The following is a 14,943-nucleotide window of genomic DNA, read 5'->3' as shown; positions in this document are numbered from 1 at the left end:
ATTTATTACTTTCTATTATAATTTAAAAACAAAGGTTCTCACAGTCAGACTTACATAAGATGCTAAAAAGATAAACGAACATATGTTATAAACTCCTTATCACGTATATACCGCAAAATAAACAGCTTAATTTATCTTTATTCTATTAGACAAAGCGGCATTATTTATGTCACTTTAAATATTTTTCATAAAAGAAAGACGGACAATCATCCGCCCTTCTACTCCTTTACAAACATCGTTTCGCTTCCTTGTAAAGTAATACCGTGCTGATTGAGAAGCTCTAGTGCTATATAATGAGAAAACTCGTTTGGTTCGAGAAAGTTGTTGACTGTGACAGTTTTGTTGTCTAGCTCCTTCTGCAGCTGCAACAGCCATGGGCGTGCTGGTGCATATAGGGCTAGTATGGTTTTATTCAGCAACTGACGGACCCAGTATTCTGTGTATCCGTACATTTCTGCTAATTCATGAAGCGTAAGGATTTTACTATTTTTATAGCTTTTATATCGAAGCTGTAGCAATTCGTAAGCTTCCTTTGTAATACCGAGTTCTCCAAATAGCTTTTGTTCATCAGTAATGTATTCCACAAACCAGTTGTAATACGACAGCAAAGATGCATCAAGTACTTCCCATTGTTTTTCGTATTGTACTCTTTGCATAATGTGGTGGTAGATGTTTTCGGCTGTTTTGGCGCCTAGACCGCGAATGCGCATAAGCTCCTCTATGCGGTTTGGCAAGTCTTTGTAGTATACATATCCCTGACGAATGAGTTGCTGGGCCATTTGGACACAGGTTGCAAATTCAAATGGGTGAATGTTGTCCTCCCACATTTTCTCAGGTACAATGACGACACGGTCTCCAAAGGACAAGGCACGCGGATGAATAGGAGCGGATACAGTTGGTGCTACACGCTTCCTTGGGCGCCCATCTTGTTTTACGAGCTGCACCAATTGATCCCACAGTTTACGCGATGCGACTTGGCCAGCACCGCGAATACCTTCATGCCATAAGTCCGCCCGCAGCGGCAAATCACCGATACGTTCTACTTGATATACGCGTTGTAAGCCATTGATTAAGTGCTGACATCCAGGAAAATCTGTCGCACGTAGCTTTTTGTTTTGTAGTTGCGGCGGTAAATACAGCGTTTCATCTTCAAAACGAATGACCTTTTCTTGTTCCTGCGAATGTGTTAGCTTAGGTGGTTGCTTTGGTTCTGGTTTCTTTTTTGGCAGAATCGTTTCCCCCACCCAAAACCATGCTGGCAAGTTGGATGTTGCCTTTGCGCCGCTTGGCATATAGCGGAAGCTGATGCGGCGCTGTTCAAGTGGTGCTAGTATGGTTGCAAGCTGCTTCCCTCCTACAACCCACAAAGCTCCACCTTTCTCACGATGATCAACGATTTTTACACCTTCTTGTTGCAAATAAGCGACGATGTTGTCACCATTCACCTTGTCAACAGATAGCTGTCGTACAGGCGCTACCTTTTGCGGCGCTGGCGTATTGCGCACGCGGCTTCGTCTCATAAAATCCTGTAGCGTGATAGGTCCCATTACAGTGCCTTCTGCATCGCGATATATTACATGCTCTTGCCCAGCTTCATCATGAAGAACAACCGCCTCGACTTCTACACCTGTTCGGCGAATATGCGTGGGACGAAATACCTTTTCGCGCAGCTGTTGTTTTGTTAGACTGACCTTTTCCAAGAAGAGATCGTGTGCGGTTTGTTTTGTTTGTTCCGTTTCAATAACGGACTCTTGTACAACTGGTGTCTGCTCAGCATACGGATGAATGTCCATCTCCGCAAGCTTTTCCCATAAACTCTCCATCGCCTTGTCTGGATTTTGATAAAAATCGCGGCCGCGTACGCGCCAGAACGTCCAGCCAAGGCGCTCTAGCATATGTTGACGCTCCATGTCTGCTTCCCACAGTTCGATTGGATGGAATTTTTCGCCGTCACACTCGACCGCTAGTCGATTGCGAAGTCCCTCTACCACAAGATCGATTCGTCTGCCCGCTACTTGCACCTGCGGCATGACACGGTAGCCCTTCGCGATGATGCGGCGCAGTACCTCAACTTCAAATGGAGAATCACATTTCGCTTCCAGATTTTCCATTTCTTCACGTACGCGAGCCGGGTTTTGACAGTAGGCTAGCAAGCGATGTCTAAAATCATGCTGTTTTAGCTCTTCTAATCCAACTGAATGATAGAGACGCAGTTGGTTACGAGCACGACTAGCCGCTACGTTAAAGATTTGTTGTGCACTTTTTGTTGTTAGTGCATTGTACGTGCGGTTCGGTGCAATGACCATAGATAAGAACATAATGTCCCGCTCATCCCCCTGAAACGCGTAGGCGTTGCCGCAACGAATTTTGCGCTCTATCATTTTCTTTTCACCAATTGTATTTCGAAGCATAGATTCGATGAGATCTGATTGCTTGTTTCCTTGCAGGGCAATGACACCAATTGTTTGACCATCATAAGCCGGATTCTTCAGCAACGCCGCAATATCCTGAACAATTTTTTCTGCTTCGGGTTTATTTGTAGCATCCGTACCGTTCGTGCAGTAGCCGTCCTCCACGCGCACAGCCAACACAGGCGGTGTAATCATTTCAGCTGCTGTTGGCAAGCGTAATGGAATCATTTTGCCATGATAGCTAAGGTCATTGGAGAACTGAATAATCTCCGGCACGCAGCGGAAATGCTCTTTAAGCATCAATCGACCAGCTTTTGGGAAGATTTGATCTGCGATATCGTATAACGAAATCTGCAAATCAAATAATCTCGCATTTGGAATACCTTGTAAAAATTGCTGAACAAGGTATGTAATATCATCTGATTTTGTGCCAATGTCGTATGGACTGATTTGCTCATCATCTCCTACAACAATCACACGCTTGGCACGCATAAGCACTGGCAATGACATGATGTTGCACTGACTGCTTTCATCGACAATAACTACATCAAATGGTTCATTTGTAACTGGAAAGTTTTCCAGCACTTGCTGAATAGGCATAATCCAGACTGGAATGGCACCTTGGCATTTTGCCATTTCCCGCTGTGCCTCGCGCAAATTCATAGCGGCATTTTTGCCCGTTCCTTTTCCGTATCTCGTAATATATGTTTTCCAAGCCGAAAGCGCACGTTTTTGCTCTTCCGTAATATTATCCAGCTGATTGCGCCAGCTTGACTTAGCGACAATTTCTTCAGTTAACTTTTGCTGAAGGCGACGCTCCTGCTTTAGTTGTTCCGCCAGTTCATCTGCATCTAAATGATCTAACTCATGTAGCCAATCGTGCAATATTTTATGTTGCCATGAAGCATTCCAGTCCGGCATTTCTAACTGGGTGCCAAGCTGCTGCTCCAGCCACAAAGCAGTTTGCGGTATGCTTGCTTTCAGCTTTGCAAGCAAACGATGTAACTCATTAGCCATTTCGTTCACAGAGCGTAATTGTTCAAGATTCTCTAGTGCCGCTTGCCATGCATCTACATTTTTTTGCTCCCAGGCCATGCGCAGCGTATCCCAAATATGATGCGCGTTCGGTTGCTTACTTCCTGTAAGCAGTTCTTGGGTATATGCATTGTACTGTTGTTTCCAATCTTGCAGAAGGTATTCTTGTTTTTTATGGACGAGTGCAGCCTGCAGCGTTTCATATGTAATGAATTCTTTCCAATCTATCGTTGGCAGATTCGGTATATTTTGGCGAAGTTCTTCAATTTGCTTCTGTAATGCAAACACGCTCTTCACCAATTGTAATTCGTCATCCATTTTGCTCGTTACGGCAGGCTCTCCTATTTGAGAACCACCAATCTGACTCATCACATTATTCCATTTGCGCAGTAACTTCTCTTTCTCGTCCTGCGAGGTAATATACGTTTCTAAGACTTGCAACTCCTCAAGTGTAGTGACCGGTTTCTGGTTGATTACAGGGTCTGTGAACAGGTATTTTATATCTTTTCCCTTAAAGAAGAAATACAGCATACCTGGCTTACCGTTTTGCATAGCTTCCTTCGCCTTCGTGATGTGTTGCTGTAGTTCAAATAAAGGCTTTTGCGGTAGCTGAATTTCATGTGCACTGAGTTCTTTATTTAACTGAATTAAGCGTGTAATACCTGCTTCGACTTCCCTTACAAATTCTTCCCAAGTCTCCTTACGAGCACCACCGCTCTCGATATCTTGCAGTACGGCTTGATGTGCGCTATTAGTAAAGAGGGCGTGCTGTAATAAAATCTGGTCAATTATGGACAAAGCAGCATCCACTTCCTGCGGCTGCAGGGTAAATGAAAACTCTGTTGTTACGCGCTGTTTTACCTGATCAACTAGCTCTTCTAGCTTACTGCCTTCTGCCAGCATTTCTTTTAGCTGCTCTACTGTTACCAGCTGCTGCGGAAACGTATACGCCAGCGTGCGATAATGCGCAGCGTTCAACTCTCCGCGCAGCTGCCACAGTCGATAAAATTCTTCCGTTGCTAGCGGCGGCACAGCACCTGGCGATAGAGTATCTTGTATCCAAGAACTATCAACAGAAGATTGCTGTAAAATTTGCGCTGCCTCCGCGCGCAATATATCTTTTCCGCGCCACTGTAGCGCTTCTTGCTCTCTCATTTCATACTGCTTCAGCTTCGTTTTTGTTTGCGCTTCTTTTCTTTTACTTTCATCAAGACGAATTTTCGCTTCCTGTATCTCTCTTGTTAGCTTGCTAATGTCCATACTGCCAAGATTTTCAGAAATAGCTTGTACTGCTTTTTCAACCTCACGCAAGGAATCACGACTACCGCCTAGAACCGGTACACACAAGCTTTGAATAGAAGCGGGAATTTTATCGCGAAGAACACGAAGCGGACTTTCCTTTTGGCTTGTAATTAACACTTTTTTACCATGCGCCAGCAGGTGTGAAACAAGGTTTGCAATCGTATGAGATTTTCCCGTTCCTGGCGGTCCTTGTACGCTAACACCGTAAGATTGCGCAATGCGCCGGGCAATTTCTTGCTGATCTTCATTTGCTGGTAGCGGGAAAAATAGCTCTTTCCCCACTTCTTCCCATTCGCTCGCAAAGCTGTCACTAGATGGTACCGGTTCTCCTACAAGAGAGCGAATAGAAGCAGGCGGAATCAACTCCCCGCTCTGCGTTTTTTCTAAAATACGTTCTAGGTCTTGCTTCAGCACGCGCTGATTTTTTTCACGCAGTAAAAACAAAAAACGATTGAACAATTTTGGTGTTTTATGTACACTAATATCTCCCTCAGCTACAAATTCACCCTCCGCATCCAAGAAATGCATGAATTTGATAAAGTCCATTTCCAAGCTAGCAAGAAGTGCAGCACTTGGTTCCATATCCCGCCAAGTATCTGCCATGTCCTGAATTTGTGTTACATTCGGAATTGGATAACCACTTAATACCTCTAACTCCATCTGTAATCCACTAGCGGCTGGCTTTACTAAAAACAAACCTTGATCTGCTAAAAACTCCAATTCCATTCGAATAGTTAAAAGCGGATGCTCAATTTTTTCATCTTTTTGCCATGTTAAAATACCCGTACCAAATACAAGTTCTAAACCTTCTCCCTCTCGTTCAAAACGTTGATACAGCTTAAAGAATTCATCATAAATATGCTTCGCTTGCAATTTAGTAAGTAAGCGCTCTTTCCAACCTTGCCACTGGCTTAGCCATTCTGTATATAAATCGGGACGCGTAGTGTTATGGAAGGATTCTCCTTCTTTTTCCTCAATGAATCGAATCGTTGCTTTTTTATAATCGTTTGGGTCATCTTGTAACCAGCCTTCTAACTCAATTGGCAGCAAAGGCGGCATTTTCTCTTGATTTGTAATATACACTTTATGTACTTCTAGCCAAACATCTTCATTCTGCGGAAACAATCGACAATTTTCCGCTTCCTTTATCTGTCGGTCCTGCAAAGTAAAATCATACTCGCTATATCTGCGGATTACCTTGCTTCCCAAATCATTCACTGCAATTAAATACTGAAACAAACGCTCAACCTTACCCGCGCTCATTATTTCACCTCATCCTAACAATATCTCTTACTATATCAATATATTATAAAACCTATTTTACAGGCTTTTATGAAGTTTCGTTATCGAATTTTGTCGAAACAGAAAATTGATATTATTCCCAATGGTATGTATAAAAAGAATGAGCATGTTGCTTCAAATTAAGAGATTTACAATCTTTATCCCCTGATGACACATATTCTTGTCAGCTCTTTCTTAATTTGAAGTACGAAACCGTCATTTTATATCTATCTTAATAGTAAATGCGGCAATATTTATGTCAGTTTATGCTTTTAAAGCAAGTTCGTGACCATGCCGACGTAGTGAAAAGTAAATTTGGCAAGTTTCAAAGATAATCTGACGAACACGAAAAAAGCGTTCACTTGAACGCTTTTACCTCACGAATCATATCCTGCATCAGTTGTTCTTCTTCGTTATCAAACCCTAAATGGAATACTTCAGTAATGTCTTCAGGATTGAAGACAAAAGATAAGTCTGGGTTGAGATAGCCTTCAGGATAGAGACAGCCGATATAGTCAAATACAGTTTGCGAGGACTCTTGGATTTGCAGGCGACCGTAAATCATGAGCTTCTTTCGCCCCTCTTTTAACAACACGACCGTACCGATGGGGAGTAATTTCTTCTCCATTATCACAGCTCACCTACCTTATGGAGTTGATTTTCCTGTATATATGTTTGAAAGCGTCTCATTAAAAAGTATTTGTGCAAGCCGTCTGTAAATAGGAGAAAGAAAAAAGCAAATGCATGTAGGCAAAGTAACATTACCCCTATGCCGCTACTAGCCGTAATCATGATCCAAGCAGGAGGAAGTATAATGGCGGCAGTGAAAAATATCCAAAAGCTAATGGTTGGTTTGTAAACGATTGGCGTCTCGTATTGCACAATTGCAAATGCTCCGCTTACTATGTTCTTCCTATATAGGGTAACAAAATAGATGCATACGACTAGATAAGAAATGACAGAGACGAGTAAATTACGCATTGACTCAAGCTCTTTTTATTTCGATTTAGCTTATTTTTCTCTCTTCTCACGCTGCATCTATCTCCACCACCAAAATTGAATGATCGGAATACCCCATCGTCCGCTCCCGATGCGAAAAATACGCCTCTAATATCGCTCCCTTTAAAGGCGGGGACACGAAGGCATGATCAATTCTAAAACCATTGCCTTTCGCGCTGTACCATGAATAGCCAGAAAATTGTCCATGCGTGAAGCGCCAGGCGTCTGTCCAGCCGAGGTTGATTAACTGCTGCATATATTCCGCACCATAAAACGGTGCACCTTGTGCGTCCTCTGGTAATCCAGTATTATAATCACCAATGATTAGCGTTTTTTCATTCATGTGTTTCTTAGCGTATGCATTGACCTCCTGCCAAAATGCCACCTTTTCCTGTAGATTAGAGTTGTTGGTCGGAATATGAACGGCAACAATGCGCAAGTCTTGATTTGTCAGCCTTACTTCAAGCCAGCGCTCTTGATGTACCTCCCTGTTATAAAAGGATGGCATAACCTCAAATGGGTAGATGGATGCCAGTAATATGCTGTTTTGTTTCGGCTTGCCGCCGCTCGTATGTAAGTATGTATAGCCTGCTTCCTTTAATAATTTCTGTAATCGCTCGCCTTTTGGACCTTCCCAAAACTCGGTGATCACTAAAACGTCTGGTGCATGCTTAATGAGCTGTTCGGCAATTTTTGGAATGCGCTCATATGAACTTCCTCGTCTAATGTTCCACGATAATATTTTCATATTACTTCGTCCTTTTCACAAGTATACTAGCTTAAAAGGACAGCATAGCCGTCCTTTTTAAGCTTAACATATTTTCCAATTAATAGTTCACCGCAAACACAAACGGCTTTAAGTCAATATCATAGTTATCAGAAGACCCCTCAAGCACTATTTGCAGAGCGCCTGCGTCGGCAACCTTTTTGAAAGTTAGGATTCCTTCGGATTTAACGCCCGGCAGGATATCTTCCGAAACCTCTGGGTATTTGGCATCGTAGTTACTTTCATGTTCGAACTGCTGGCCGTTTTGTGTAATTTTGGCATTGAAGCTGTAGAACGAAATTTCAGATTTTGAGTTATTTTCGACTGTTACATAGACGCGTGTTTCATCGTCTGCGATTTCAATTTTGTTGACGGTGATGTCGTAGCCACTTTGTGCGACCTTTTGGTTAACGTCAATTATTTTTTTAGTCGGTACAAAGGCATCCTTGTATTCTGACTTAGTCACCGTTTTTGCCTTAATCACTGGTGCGGTAATTTTGCCGCCCATTGCATTTTCTCCTTCAAATGCCTTTTCAACTGTGCCCTCCACCAGCACAACATCATCTTGCTTGATCTGTAGGTTGGGGTCCTTGATGCCAACAATCGTGTTGCCATCGCTCCCTTTATTTAAAGTGTACATTTGTAAATACACGCCGTCCTTGTCGCGCTCTGGCTCAACGAAAACGCGGCCGTAAAATTTGATGTTTTCTCCTTTATGCCCGTTCGGGTCGGTAACGATCTGCTGCATCTCCTGCATTGTTACAGCCTTTGCTTCTTTTTGCTCCGCCTTCTTTTCAACCTTTGTTTCTGTCTTTGTAGCAGCTGAATCCACCCCGCAGCCCCCCATTACTAATGCTGCTCCTGCCAAAACTGCCGTCATTGAAACTTTCCAATTCATATCATTTACCTCCAACTCATTTGGTTATATCCCAATTGTAAAAATCAATGCGGCACTATAAATGTCACATTTCAATTTTTTACAAAGGATCAGGTCAGGTATGTCTGTGCTTTTCTTTGAAAATAATACATAGAAAGGAGGGCTGTGATGAATGGTATTTTGGAGGTTGCGGTTCGCTCTCTTGTCGCGTTCGGTTTACTTATGTACATTGCACATTTGCTCGGCAAACAAACAATTTCTCAGATGACGTTTCACGATTTTATCGCATCAATTACATTGGGGTCGATTGCGGGTAATTTAACCTTTAATACCTCCATCCCTTTTCGCTACTTTCTCGTTTCACTCTTTATTTTCAGCGGCGTCACGTATTTATCTACATACATTTCACTCAAAAATCGAAACGTTCGGGCGCTGTTTAGCGGTGAGCCAACGGTTGTAATTGAAGATGGGAAAGTACTAGAGGATAACCTGAAAAAGCTCCGATTCACGATGGATTCTCTCAATCAAGCACTGCGCGGCAAGGACGTGTTTGATATTATTGAAGTGCAGTACGCCGTCATGGAAGCAGATGGGCAGCTTTCATTGCTGAAGAAGCCGCCATATCGGTTCATTACACGGCAGGATGCTGCGATGTTATCTAGAAGTTCAGCCTTCCCGATTGAACTCGTCATGGATGGCAAGCTCATTGAGAAAAATTTTTCGCAAAATGAGTTAAGCAAGGCTTGGTTTTTCACAGAATTGGCGAAACGAGGTGTATCACAGAACGAAATTTTCTATTGCGTAAAAGGAACGAACGGGCAACTGTACATTGACCTGTACAAAGATAACCTTCACACTCCGCTCGACGTAGAATCGTAAAAATATAAGCCAAATCAAAAACGACCCGCTTTCGCAGGTCGTTTTATAATGCTGTAGCACGGCCGATAAAGTCGTCGCATTTCGCCGTCTTCGCAGCGGTAGATTTTCAACTAACACATCGGAATCGCTACACTGGCTAGGACGAATCCGAGGTAACCGATTGTTTTCACGAGTGCGATGCTTCTGCTATATTTGACAGCTCTCATATTTATCCCACCTAACCTAGTAATCTCATGAATCGTTCTACCATGTCTCCCCATGTTTTATAATCTGCTAATTGCAGTTTTAATTGAGGCATACTAGACTTATCTTCATTTATATTATAAACCAGCCATGTATTCTTTTGGGTAGACAGTAACAAACATATATCTACTAAAGTGGGATTTGTTGTATTTTCATTTGATATAACGGAGGGATTATTAAACTCTAGATGTGTTTTATAATCTTGTATAAAATTTTCTATTAATTACTTGTTATCGGTAACACTGTTACAATCTTCTTCTACCACTCCTTTAAACCGTTGCTCGCTCATATATATAAAGTCGGCGCTTGTTTCTAATAATTGTAGTGAGAAAAAAACATCTACTTGATCCAAAATGTCTTTTTGTGGAATATAACCAATGTGATGAATGAGTCCTTCTAATGAAGTATGATAAATATATTTTGAGTTAATGTTATGAATCGTCAATACGTACTGTTGATTGTTTTCCTTTTTATAACCTCGCAGCATTGTTTTACTTACGCCGAGCTGTTTTATTAACTTCCGATATTCAGCTTCTAAACACTCTAACAAGTTTTTATCATCCAGTCCAGTTAACAAGCCTTTTGCAAGTAAACTATGACAAGCGGGTCGGAATATAACTTCCCATTCTTTTTCACTTAGTTCACCTAAACTTTCTTTCATTACCCCTATCCCCATATCATTTTTTCATGGATTTCGGCTACTTTTGAGGATATTCCGGTCACTTTCACAGTTATTTCAGCCACTTTTGTATATAATCCGGTCACTTTTAGAGATATTTCGGTCACTTCATTATTTCACGCGACGCTATCTACAAATGTAAAAAAGCCATGCAGCAGCATGACTCTTTTACGAATTCCGCATCCTTTTTTCCATCACCACCGCTAATATTTGCAGGATGAGCCAAAAGAATACGGTGATGGTGAGAAAGATGCATCGCTGTGCACCTTTCATAGGAACAAAGATGGATAGAATAATAGTGATAAGAATGGTAATGGTTGATAAGATTCTCGTTGTTTTAAACAATGTACCTTCCTCCGTACGGGCTAGTTATATATTGTGATTGTACGGTGCCTTGCGGCAGTATATCTGTCAGTTTTGCAATTTTTTCATATGCGCAGCAATATTTTGTTCATTTTCACGCGGTATTTGTTCGAGCGCCGCAATCACACGCTGCCTTCGCTCTGATGAGTGATTTTGGCTGAGTTTTGCTTTTCCTTCCATAGATGTAATGGAGATTTCAAAGTTGACGATGCCTTTTTTCAGATCTTCTATGTAGTCTGCTGGTACGTCATGAAGATTGTAGTCACTTGTCTCGTACTTTTCAACTAGCGCTGCAAGTCCGCTTTGAATGCGTTCGTTGTCTTCTATGATAGTAAATGTGCCATACACATGAACCGCGATATAATTCCATGTCGGAACAGTATCTTGGGTTTCGTACCAAGATGGCGAGATGTAGCAATGCGGTCCTTGAAATACAACAAGCACTTCTTGACCGTCCAGCTCCCGCCACTGCGGATTGCCGCGGGCGATATGACCGCGGAGGCAATTGTTTTCCTCATCAAGAAGCAGCGGCAAGTGCGTTGCTACCGGCTTGCTGGCATGCGCCGAAAACATGATGGCGAAGCTGTTTTTTTCGATGATGTAGCGGATTTGTTCGTCATCGGTGATTTTAAAATATTTTGGTATGTACATGAGAAATCCTCCTCTTTTCCAAAAGTATAATTCTTTAAAAAAATTCAGTAAAGCATGAAACTGAAAAACTAACAAGCATTCGCTTTTATTTTATTATCTAGCGGTAATTTTCTTTTGAAATGTTGCTTGAAATGTTAGCATAGAAAACAGGAGGGGTTCTATGTATACGTATACCGCATTTCATAGGGAGGATTTACAAGAATTAATTATGTTCCTGACCTCGGAAACTTGGTCGTTCCACGGCCAAAGTAGCTTATCAGAGGAAGACGTACGAAAAAGCGCTGCCCGTTATACAGGACCGGGCACACAGACGTTTTGGATTACAGAAGGTAAGGAGAAGGTCGGGATGATTCGGGTTTTCGAGTTGGAGGATCCGATTTGCATGTTTGATTTGAGATTGCGCTCAAAACATCGCGGCAAAGGTATCGGGGCAGTGGCGGTTCGCTGGATGACGGATTACGTGTTCACACACTATCCGCACATCATTCGTATTGAGGGACATACGAGATATGACAATCTTGCGATGCGAAAAACATTGTTCAACAGCGGCTATGTGAAAGAAGCCTATCATCGGAAAGCATGGCCGCAAGGCGGCGCATTGTTTGATTCGATTGGGTATGCAATGATTCGTGAGGATTGGGAGACAGGGCAGCAAACAAGAATAGAGGATCCTGTCTTATATTGATAGGATCCTCTCTCGCTTCACTGCTCCGTCAAACCTTGCAGCGGCACATTCTGTTCCTGTTGCGGATTGTTAACAGGATAGATTCTCGCTGTTTCTGTTTGCTCATCCACATGTTGGATATACACCTGAGTTCCTTGATACATCACGTTCGCCATGACAGCTGAAGACGCAATTTCCTTCGCTCTTTGCTTATCCATGCCTATAACCTCCTTTTAATAGGTAACGGTTATATCGTGTGCGCAAAACAAAGTGAATATTCCCTATCGTCTTGCTTCTTCTTCCGCGACCTGCTTTACACGCTTGGCAAAGGTCGTTACCACGGCTTCGTTCGCAAAAAACAGCATGATATGGACGAACCACTTCAGCGCTTTGTTTGTCGCGGTATAGGTGAATTTTGTTGTGTCTTCATTCATTTTCTGCAGCTCATATGTTGCTGTAATTTCAAACATATTTGCAAGCGTAAAGCCGACTTTCATTTTTTTGAATTGCGGGGTATTTTCATATTCGAGGGTTTCCACGTCATATTCTTCAACTCGCTTGCCCTCTTTGTACTTTTGACGATATATGGTCCCCACGCCTTCCTCTGTGATTTTAATCGGTTTGTGCTCCACAACCTGCGGCATGATTTTATGCAGGTTTTCTTCGTTAAGCAGCCCCCAAACGACTTCAATCGGCGCTTGAATCTCAGTTTCCGTTGTCCATTGTTTCGTCATACACGACACTCCTTTTCGCGAACTTATGTTCTTTTTTTATTATACACAATAAGGTACTCTTATTGCACAAAACTTTTCGCATGTTACAATACGCACATACAAATATTATAAAAAACAGGAAGAGGTATATCACATGCACGAACCCCGCTTTTACATCGTAATGGATATTGAACGTAACTTCCGGCCCTATGAGTCGGATGCACCGTCCGATATTATTGATATCGGCGCCGTGAAGATAGAGGCCGCTTCTATGGAAGTTGTGGATACATTTTCTTCCTTCGTAAAGCCAAATGCCTCCATTTCACGGCACACCACAAAGCTGACCGGCATTACCAAGGATGACATAAAAGGTGCAGAGCGCTTTCCGCAAGTACTGGCGCGTTTTCGTAAGTTTGTTGGTGAGGATGTGATGTTCGTGACCTGGGGCAAAGAGGATTATGCCTTTATGGAGGCCGATTGTAAAAAGTACGGTGTATCGTTTGCGATGAAGCAGCGCTTTGATTTGCAACGATTCATTTTTAATGCGTATGAAGAGGAATTCCCGCAGCAGCCAAACCTAAAGCTTGCGACCGAGCAGCTCGGTCTTGTCTGGGAGGGTGAACAGCACCGCGCCCTGTCTGATGCGATGAATACAGCAAATTTACTCATGCTGGCCGCAAAGCAAAAAGACTTAAGTAAAGTGTATAAACGCACTATACCGTTCGTACTGGTAAAAGATGCAAAATTAACTGATAAAGGCCGAAAAACAGTGAAGCGCTGGGTGTTTAAAGCGATGAAGCGCAAAGAGTTCCGCAAGCTGTCTTGGTCTGATTTTCTCGCTTCGAAAACGTGGGTCCTCATTGAGGAGCAGTATGAGTTTGACGAGATAGCCATGAAACTAATTGAAGCGTATTTTCCGGTCGCTTGGAAAAAATCTAAACAACAGCTCGAAGTGCTCGCCCAACAAAAAAAAGACGCAAATGCGTCTATTTCCACCACACTTCATTCGGATACGTCTCACCAACAATAACCGTTTGTCCGATTTTTGGTGTTGTGATGCTTACGCCGTGCTGCCGTGCAGCTGCCGTGGCGCGTTCGATTGGGTCAGTCCAGCTGTGTAGCGACAGCGTAAAGCCGCCCCAGTGAATGGGCATGAGCACCTTACCGCCTACGTCCATATGCGCTTGCACCGTTTCTTCCGGCACCATATGAATACCGGCCCAGCGCGCATCATACTGTCCGCATTCCATAAGCGTTACATCAAATGGACCGTACTTGGCGCCAATTTCTTTAAAATGCGGGCCATAGCCGCTGTCACCGCTAAAGAAAATAGATGCGTCATGTCCGCGAATGACCCAAGAGCACCAAAGTGAGGCATTGCGGTCAAATAAGCTGCGGCCGGAAAAATGGCGTGCTGGTGTACAGACAAATTGAATATCAGCAACCGTCAGCTCCTCCCACCAATCATGCTCCGTAATGCGCGTCGGCTCTACACCCCACCTTATCAAATGATCACCCACACCAAGCGGGACGAGAAAGCGCTGTGTTTTGCCTTTTAACTTTTGAATTGTGCCGTAGTCTAGATGATCATAATGATCATGTGAAAGGACAATCACATCAATGTCAGGTAAATTCTCGATTTCGACCGGCAATGTGCCGTAGCGCTTGTTGCCAAACGGAAACGGCGTCGGTGCCTTACCGAACATCGGATCTAACAGGATCACTTTTCCGTCCAATTCCAGCAAAAAGGCGGAGTGACCGAACCACGTGATACGCGTTCCCGTCCCTTTTGTCCAGCGCTCTGCTTGTATGCGCGCAGGCGGACGACGCATCGGATCGCCTTTGATAAAGTCACGAAGCAAACCGAGACTTGTTTTGGTGTCCATCTGCATTGTTGTCTCTATTTGATTTTGAAACATGCCGTCCTTAAAGTTTCTAGAACGGGTATGGTCGCCGCGAGTTTTCCGTCCAAGCGGCGGGTAAAATCGTACCACAAGTATGGTAAGTACAAGTATTGCAAGCAAGAACCACATAGAATATACCTCTATACATAGATTTTACCCTAAGCTTATCTCGCATC

Annotated in this window: 13 protein-coding genes; 3 read left to right on the top strand and 10 right to left on the bottom strand. The window is 43.0% G+C overall.

Annotation, left to right across the window (positions count from 1 at the left end; all coding sequences use genetic code 11):
* Positions 1-218: 218 nt before the first annotated feature.
* The 5 genes from MUG87_RS19140 to MUG87_RS19120 all read right to left on the bottom strand — a co-directional run bounded on the left by MUG87_RS19140 (position 219) and on the right by MUG87_RS19120 (position 8,692).
* On the bottom strand, positions 219-6,011 hold the full coding sequence (locus MUG87_RS19140; RefSeq protein WP_247084291.1) for an AAA domain-containing protein: 5,793 nt from the start codon (positions 6,009-6,011) through the stop codon (positions 219-221).
* Between the two features lie 376 nt (positions 6,012-6,387).
* On the bottom strand, positions 6,388-6,657 hold the full coding sequence (locus MUG87_RS19135; protein WP_247084289.1) for a DUF4176 domain-containing protein: 270 nt from the start codon (positions 6,655-6,657) through the stop codon (positions 6,388-6,390).
* A gap of 2 nt (positions 6,658-6,659) precedes the next feature.
* The gene (locus MUG87_RS19130; RefSeq protein ID WP_247084287.1) at positions 6,660-7,010 is read right to left on the bottom strand and encodes a hypothetical protein; all 351 of its coding nucleotides are present in this window, start codon (positions 7,008-7,010) and stop codon (positions 6,660-6,662) included.
* Positions 7,011-7,056: 46 nt separating this feature from the next.
* On the bottom strand, positions 7,057-7,776 hold the full coding sequence (locus MUG87_RS19125) for an endonuclease/exonuclease/phosphatase family protein (protein ID WP_247084285.1): 720 nt from the start codon (positions 7,774-7,776) through the stop codon (positions 7,057-7,059).
* A gap of 79 nt (positions 7,777-7,855) precedes the next feature.
* Positions 7,856-8,692 (bottom strand): DUF4352 domain-containing protein, encoded by an 837-nt coding sequence (locus tag MUG87_RS19120; RefSeq protein WP_247084283.1) that lies wholly within the window; start codon positions 8,690-8,692, stop codon positions 7,856-7,858.
* 147 nt (positions 8,693-8,839) lie between these two features.
* Between MUG87_RS19120 and MUG87_RS19115 the strand changes: the two genes are divergently transcribed.
* Positions 8,840-9,550, top strand: coding sequence for a DUF421 domain-containing protein (locus tag MUG87_RS19115; protein WP_247084281.1), 711 nt, complete (start codon positions 8,840-8,842; stop codon positions 9,548-9,550).
* A gap of 466 nt (positions 9,551-10,016) precedes the next feature.
* On the opposite strand, the gene MUG87_RS19110 is transcribed toward MUG87_RS19115, so the two are convergent.
* A complete protein-coding gene (locus tag MUG87_RS19110; protein WP_247084279.1) occupies positions 10,017-10,454 on the bottom strand; it encodes a hypothetical protein in 438 nt (145 codons plus the stop codon).
* A 429-nt stretch (positions 10,455-10,883) separates the two neighbouring features.
* On the bottom strand, positions 10,884-11,486 hold the full coding sequence (locus tag MUG87_RS19105; protein WP_247084277.1) for an FMN-binding negative transcriptional regulator: 603 nt from the start codon (positions 11,484-11,486) through the stop codon (positions 10,884-10,886).
* 160 nt (positions 11,487-11,646) lie between these two features.
* Between MUG87_RS19105 and MUG87_RS19100 the strand changes: the two genes are divergently transcribed.
* Positions 11,647-12,171, top strand: coding sequence for a GNAT family N-acetyltransferase (locus MUG87_RS19100; RefSeq protein WP_247084275.1), 525 nt, complete (start codon positions 11,647-11,649; stop codon positions 12,169-12,171).
* A gap of 17 nt (positions 12,172-12,188) precedes the next feature.
* Here MUG87_RS19100 and MUG87_RS19095 read toward each other — a convergent pair whose 3' ends face one another.
* Both MUG87_RS19095 and MUG87_RS19090 read right to left on the bottom strand, forming a co-directional pair.
* Positions 12,189-12,368 carry a small acid-soluble spore protein H gene (locus MUG87_RS19095; protein ID WP_247084274.1) on the bottom strand — a complete coding sequence of 60 codons (180 nt, stop codon included), beginning with the start codon at positions 12,366-12,368 and terminating at the stop codon, positions 12,189-12,191.
* 63 nt (positions 12,369-12,431) lie between these two features.
* Entirely contained in the window at positions 12,432-12,884 is a 453-nt protein-coding gene (locus MUG87_RS19090) for an SRPBCC family protein (protein WP_247084272.1), read from the bottom strand.
* 133 nt (positions 12,885-13,017) lie between these two features.
* On the opposite strand from MUG87_RS19090, the gene MUG87_RS19085 reads away from it, so the two are divergent.
* On the top strand, positions 13,018-13,893 hold the full coding sequence (locus tag MUG87_RS19085; protein ID WP_247084270.1) for an exonuclease: 876 nt from the start codon (positions 13,018-13,020) through the stop codon (positions 13,891-13,893).
* Here the strand turns inward: MUG87_RS19085 and MUG87_RS19080 are convergent.
* Complete coding sequence (locus MUG87_RS19080; protein WP_247084268.1) at positions 13,850-14,896, bottom strand: MBL fold metallo-hydrolase; 1,047 nt, start codon at positions 14,894-14,896, stop codon at positions 13,850-13,852. The two genes, MUG87_RS19085 and MUG87_RS19080, sit on opposite strands and share 44 nt — an antisense overlap.
* Positions 14,897-14,943 lie beyond the last annotated feature (47 nt).

Origin of the sequence: Ectobacillus sp. JY-23 (assembly GCF_023022965.1) — a bacterium.
In the GTDB taxonomy this organism is placed as follows: domain Bacteria; phylum Bacillota; class Bacilli; order Bacillales; family Bacillaceae_G; genus Ectobacillus.
This window is presented reverse-complemented; position numbering and strand designations above follow the sequence as displayed.